The 4,644-nt window shown below is 72.4% G+C and carries 5 protein-coding genes; all 5 read right to left on the bottom strand.

Going from position 1 to position 4,644, the window contains the following annotated elements:
* Positions 1–60 precede the first annotated feature (60 nt).
* Entirely contained in the window at positions 61–849 is a 789-nt protein-coding gene (locus AB0J68_RS27755) for an ABC transporter permease (protein WP_363941305.1), read from the bottom strand.
* Positions 846–1,856: an ATP-binding cassette domain-containing protein gene (locus tag AB0J68_RS27750; protein ID WP_363941303.1), complete on the bottom strand. Its 1,011-nt coding sequence runs from the start codon at positions 1,854–1,856 to the stop codon at positions 846–848. The genes AB0J68_RS27755 and AB0J68_RS27750 overlap by 4 nt, the downstream gene beginning before the upstream one ends.
* 34 nt (positions 1,857–1,890) lie before the next feature.
* The gene (locus tag AB0J68_RS27745) at positions 1,891–2,733 is read right to left on the bottom strand and encodes a DUF4097 family beta strand repeat-containing protein (protein ID WP_355069101.1); all 843 of its coding nucleotides are present in this window, start codon (positions 2,731–2,733) and stop codon (positions 1,891–1,893) included.
* A gap of 58 nt (positions 2,734–2,791) precedes the next feature.
* On the bottom strand, positions 2,792–3,319 hold the full coding sequence (locus AB0J68_RS27740) for a hypothetical protein (protein WP_363941300.1): 528 nt from the start codon (positions 3,317–3,319) through the stop codon (positions 2,792–2,794).
* Positions 3,320–3,385: 66 nt separating this feature from the next.
* Positions 3,386–4,597: an FUSC family protein gene (locus AB0J68_RS27735; RefSeq protein ID WP_354861052.1), complete on the bottom strand. Its 1,212-nt coding sequence runs from the start codon at positions 4,595–4,597 to the stop codon at positions 3,386–3,388.
* Between the last annotated feature and the right edge of the window lie 47 nt (positions 4,598–4,644).

Below are 4,644 nucleotides of genomic sequence, written 5' to 3'. Positions count from 1 at the left end.
CCGGCCCCGAAGGGCCGGACCGGGGCGGGCCGGGAGGGTCAGGCCCGAGGGCCCCTCGGGTCAGGCGGTCCGGCCGCGGTTGTAGAGCGCCTTGGCCCAGAGGAAGCAGGCCACCGTGATGACGGCGCACCAGGCGACCGCGAGGATCCCGTTGCTGCCGATTCCGGTGCCGAGCAGGAGGCCCCGGAGGGTTTCCATGACCGGGGTGAAGGGTTGGTAGTCGGCGAACAGGCGTACCGGCGTCGGCATGGAGTCGGTGGGGACGAACCCGCTGCCGAGAAATGGCAGGAGCACCAGCGGCATGGGCAGGTTGCTGGCCGTCTCGACGCTCTTCGTGACCAGGCCGAGGGCGACCGACAGCCAGGTGACCGCGAAAGTGATCATGGTGAGGACGCCGATCGCGGCGAGCCATTCGACGGCATTGGCGGTGGGACGGAACCCGACCAGCAGCGCCACGCCGGTGACGGCCGCGAGGCTGAACATCGTCTGGAGCACGCTGCCCACGACGTGGCCGGTGAGAACCGACGGCCGGAAGATCGCCATCGTACGGAAGCGGGCGATGATGCCCTCGGCCATGTCCATGGCGACCGAGATCGCGGTGCCCTGCGCCGCGCTGGCCACCGTGATGAGCAGGATGCCGGGGGTGACGTAGTTGGCGTAGTCGCCGCGGTCGCCGGAGGGTCCGAGGCCGGCGCCGAGGGTGCCGCCGAAGACGTAGACGAAGAGCAGCAGAAGGATGACCGGGATGCCGACGAGCATGAGGGTCAGCGAGGGGTAGCGCCGCATGTGCAGGAGGTTGCGCCGCAGCATGGTGTTCGAGTCGCGCAGGGCGAGGTTGAGGGTGCTCATCGCGCGGAGGCCCTTTCGTGACCGGACCGCCCGGCCCGGGCGTCGGGGTGGCTGTCGGGTTGGTCGGCTCGGCTGTCGGGTTGGCCGGTGAGGGCGAGGAAGACGTCGTCGAGGTCGGGGGTGTGCACCGCGAGGCCGGCCACGGTGATCGCGTCGCGGTCGAGGTGGTCGAGGACGGACCGCAACGAACCGACCCCACCGTCGCTCGGCACCTGGAGGGTCAGCGCGGCGTCGTCCCGGGTGGCCGCCGCGAACGTACGGGCCGCCGAGTCGAGCCCCTCCTGGTCGGCGAACCGCAACACGACGTGGCCGCCCGGGATGAGCCGCTTGAGCTCGTGCGGGGTGCCCTCGGCGATCAGCCGGCCGTGGTCGAGGAACGCGACGCGGTCGGCGAGCTGATCGGCCTCCTCCAGGTACTGGGTCGTCAGCAGGATGGTGACGCCCTCGGCGGCGAGGGCCCGGATGATGTGCCACATGGCGCGACGGCTGCGCGGGTCGAGGCCGGTCGTCGGCTCGTCGAGGAAGATGACGCGGGGGTCGCCGACCAGGGTCATCGCGAGGTCGAGCCGACGGCGCATGCCGCCGGAGTACGTCGCGGCCGGCTTGTCCGCCGCCTCCGTGAGGTCGAACTGCCCGAGCAGGTCGGCGATCCGTCGCCGACCCGTCGCCCGGTCCAGATGACACAGGTCGGCCATCAGGTTCAGGTTCTCCCGACCGGTGAGCAGGTTGTCCACGGCGGAGAACTGGCCGGTGACGCCGATCAGCTCACGAACCGCGTCGGGCTCACGGGTCACGTCGTGGCCGAGGACGCGGGCGTGGCCGCCGTCCGCCCGGAGCAGGGTGGAGAGGATCTGCACGGTGGTGGTCTTGCCGGCGCCGTTCGGGCCGAGCAGCGCGAAGATCGTTCCCTCGGTGATCATCAGGTCGATGCCGTCGAGCACGACCTTGTCACCGTAGGACTTCCGCAGCTCCGTGGTGACGATCGCGGGTTTCCTGCTGCTGGTCATGGTCTCCTCATTTGTGGTCGGGGGTCGCGGCGGATCAGGCACGGCGGATCGTGATGTCGCCGTAGGAGGTGTTCGCGCGGATCTCGACCGTCTCGTCGGTCTCGGCCGGGCTGTCGGTCGACTCGAGCGCGTTGTGCACGCGCCCGTGCCGGGAACTGACGTCGAGCCAGGCGGCGGTGCCGCGCCGGACCCCGACCTCGATCGCGCCGTACGAGGTGTGCGACTCGACCGACCCGCGTACGACCTCGCCCAGCCGGACGTTGCCGTACGCGGTGCGTGCCGCCACCGAGGCCATCGACGCGTCCACGGTGATGTCGCCGTACGCGGTGTTGACCCGGACGTCACCGCCGCTGCGGCCGATCCAGCAGTCACCGGAGGAGTTCTTGATCTCCGCGGTGCCGTCGACCGCGCCGAGGCGCACCTTTCCGGAGGAGGCCTTCACCCGGGCGGAACCGGTGACACGCTCCACCGCGACCTCGCCGTGGCTGCTGTCGATCTCCAACGGCCCGGTCTCCTCGAGCCGGATCCCGCTGCCGGTCTTGATGCGACACTCGCCGAGCCGCCCCTCGCCGCGGAACGCCGCCCACGCCGCCTCGGCATGCAGCCGTGTCCCGCTCGGCACCTCGATGAGGACGTCGACCGAGGGGCCGGAGCCGAAGCCGTATCGGCGCCAGCTCTTCGGCACCCTGATCCGCAGGAGCCCGGCGGCGTACTCGACGGTGGTCTGCTCCGCGGCGCTCACGTCGGCCTTGCTCGACGGGTCGCGGGGGCGCACCTGCACCACCGTGTCGGTGCGGTCGGTCGCAGCGATCCAGGCGTCCCCGACGGGCAGCTCGACCTGGACGGAAATCGGTTCTGGCGTATCGAAAACAGGCATGGTGGTCTCCCGGGAGGTGCGTGGCGAAGGCGAGCGGAATCGGAAAGGGGCGCGGCGGTCAGCGCGCCCAGCCGGTGACGTGCTGGCCAGGCCGCGGCGGCTCCAGCCGGCGCGGTGGCTGGTGATCCGTGCCGCCGGCCGCGACGGCGGCGGCGACGGCTCGCACCAGCCAGGCGTTGACGGACAGCCCGGCCCGGCTGGCGGCCCCGTCGACGCTGGCCTTGAGATGGTCGGGGAGGCGGAGGTTGATCCGGGACGTGCCGCCCTCGTCGCCCTCGGGCGGGAGCAGCGGCGCCGGCGCCGGAGGCGGTTCGCTGACCGCATCCGTGCTGTCCGCCGGCGGGTTCGCGGGCGTCACCACGAAGTTGGGCTCGCGCCCGCGCAGCCGGACGTGCACCGACCCGGGGGCGAGATCGCGGGTGATCTCGTCGGCCGCGTCGGACAGCGCCTCGAGCAGGGTGAGGTGGGTCGCCGCCTCCAGTTGGGTGAAGAGTCGCTCGGCCAGCACCCGACCCTCCGGGTCGACGCCCTCGGCGGCCACAGCGAACTCGTTGCGCAGGTTCTCGACGTACGGCCTCAAGTCCATGGCACCATCATGGCACCACTTTGGCTCAGGATGCAACAGCCGTGGCTCAACTTGCTGCCATGACGTTCATCGTCGATCGCTGGTGCGACGCTCCGGCCCCCCGAACACGCGGCGGACCAGCCGGTTCGCGACCTCCTGCGTCAGCCCGGTGGCCACCAGCAGATCGCTGACGGTCGTCCGGACCTGCGCCACCACGACGGCACCGGAGAAACCGACCCCCTCCCGGTAGGCGTCACCGGCGGCGCACACCGCCCGCAGGGCCTGCTCCCGCGCCTGGGTGGGTTCGTGACCGGCGGCGAACTGCCGCTTGAGCACGCGTACCGCCTCGGCGAGGTCGGCGACGGCCTCCGGCAGCTGCCTCGGGATCGGCTCACCGTCGTCGATCACGGTCACCGCGCGGCGGATCAGCGTTCCGGCGTTGCGCATCGCCCGGTCGATCGGCCCCGCCGCCTGCGCGTACCGGCCCACCGGCCCGTGCCGCTCATGCCAGTGCACCGGCGAGAGGGTGCTGGCCTCCCGGGCCCCCTGGGTCGCCTCGACCAGCGCCCGCAGCTCGTCCTTGTTCTCCCGCAGCTGCGTCCGGGCGGCCAGCGCACGGGCGATGTCGCGGTCGGCCAGCGCGCCAGCGGTGGCGTCGAGCTGGGTGCTGAGCAGGTCCAACGCCGGGCGCGCGGCCCGGTTGAGCACCCGCAGCGGGCTCAACGGCAGAAGGACGGCGGTGACCAACAGCGCCACCGCTCCCCCGACGAGAGCGTCCACGAAGCGGGGAATCTCCAGGTCCCGCACGGACGGACTCAACGTGGCGATGAGCACCGCCGTCGCCCCGGCCTGGATCACCGCCGCCGCGCTGCCGGCGAGGAACAACGCGACGAGGATCGCCAGCACGACGATCAGGGCGAGTTGCCACCACCCGGTGCCGGTGACCGTGAGCAGCAGGTCGCCGACCAGCACCCCCACGGTGACGCCGATGATCAACTCGACGGTGCGACGCAGCCGTTGCCCGACCGACGCGGCGAGGGTCGAGACCGCGGAGATCGGCGCGAACACCGGCTGCGAGACGTGCAGCACGTGGCGCACCACCAGCCAGGACAGCGCCGCAGCCAGACCGGCCTGCAGAGCGAGGCCGCCGACGCCCCGTACCCGCCGCGCCCGCTCCCGCAGCGTGCCCCACAGGCGGGCGCGGAGCCGGGCGACGGTCGTCGGCGCAGCGGCGTTCGCTCCCGCGCCGGCCCGCGCCGCGGCGCCCCCGTCCGTAGCGGGCCGACCGGCAGCGACCATGGCGGCGGCTACCCCGCCGTACCCCGATCAATCCTGGCTGCCGGGCG

This window comes from Micromonospora sp. NPDC049580, from assembly GCF_040675595.1.
Taxonomy (GTDB): Bacteria; Actinomycetota; Actinomycetes; order Mycobacteriales; family Micromonosporaceae; genus Micromonospora.
This window is presented reverse-complemented; position numbering and strand designations above follow the sequence as displayed.

What these genes read in the sequence shown, in the direction of transcription:
- AB0J68_RS27740 (WP_363941300.1), bottom strand. Translation starts at nt 3,319, where the DNA reads ATGGACTTGAGGCCGTACGTCGAGAACCTGCGCAACGAGTTCGCTGTG.
- AB0J68_RS27750 (WP_363941303.1), bottom strand. Translation starts at nt 1,856, where the DNA reads ATGACCAGCAGCAGGAAACCCGCGATCGTCACCACGGAGCTGCGGAAG.
- AB0J68_RS27745 (WP_355069101.1), bottom strand. Translation starts at nt 2,733, where the DNA reads ATGCCTGTTTTCGATACGCCAGAACCGATTTCCGTCCAGGTCGAGCTG.
- AB0J68_RS27735 (WP_354861052.1), bottom strand. Translation starts at nt 4,597, where the DNA reads ATGGTCGCTGCCGGTCGGCCCGCTACGGACGGGGGCGCCGCGGCGCGG.
- AB0J68_RS27755 (WP_363941305.1), bottom strand. Translation starts at nt 849, where the DNA reads ATGAGCACCCTCAACCTCGCCCTGCGCGACTCGAACACCATGCTGCGG.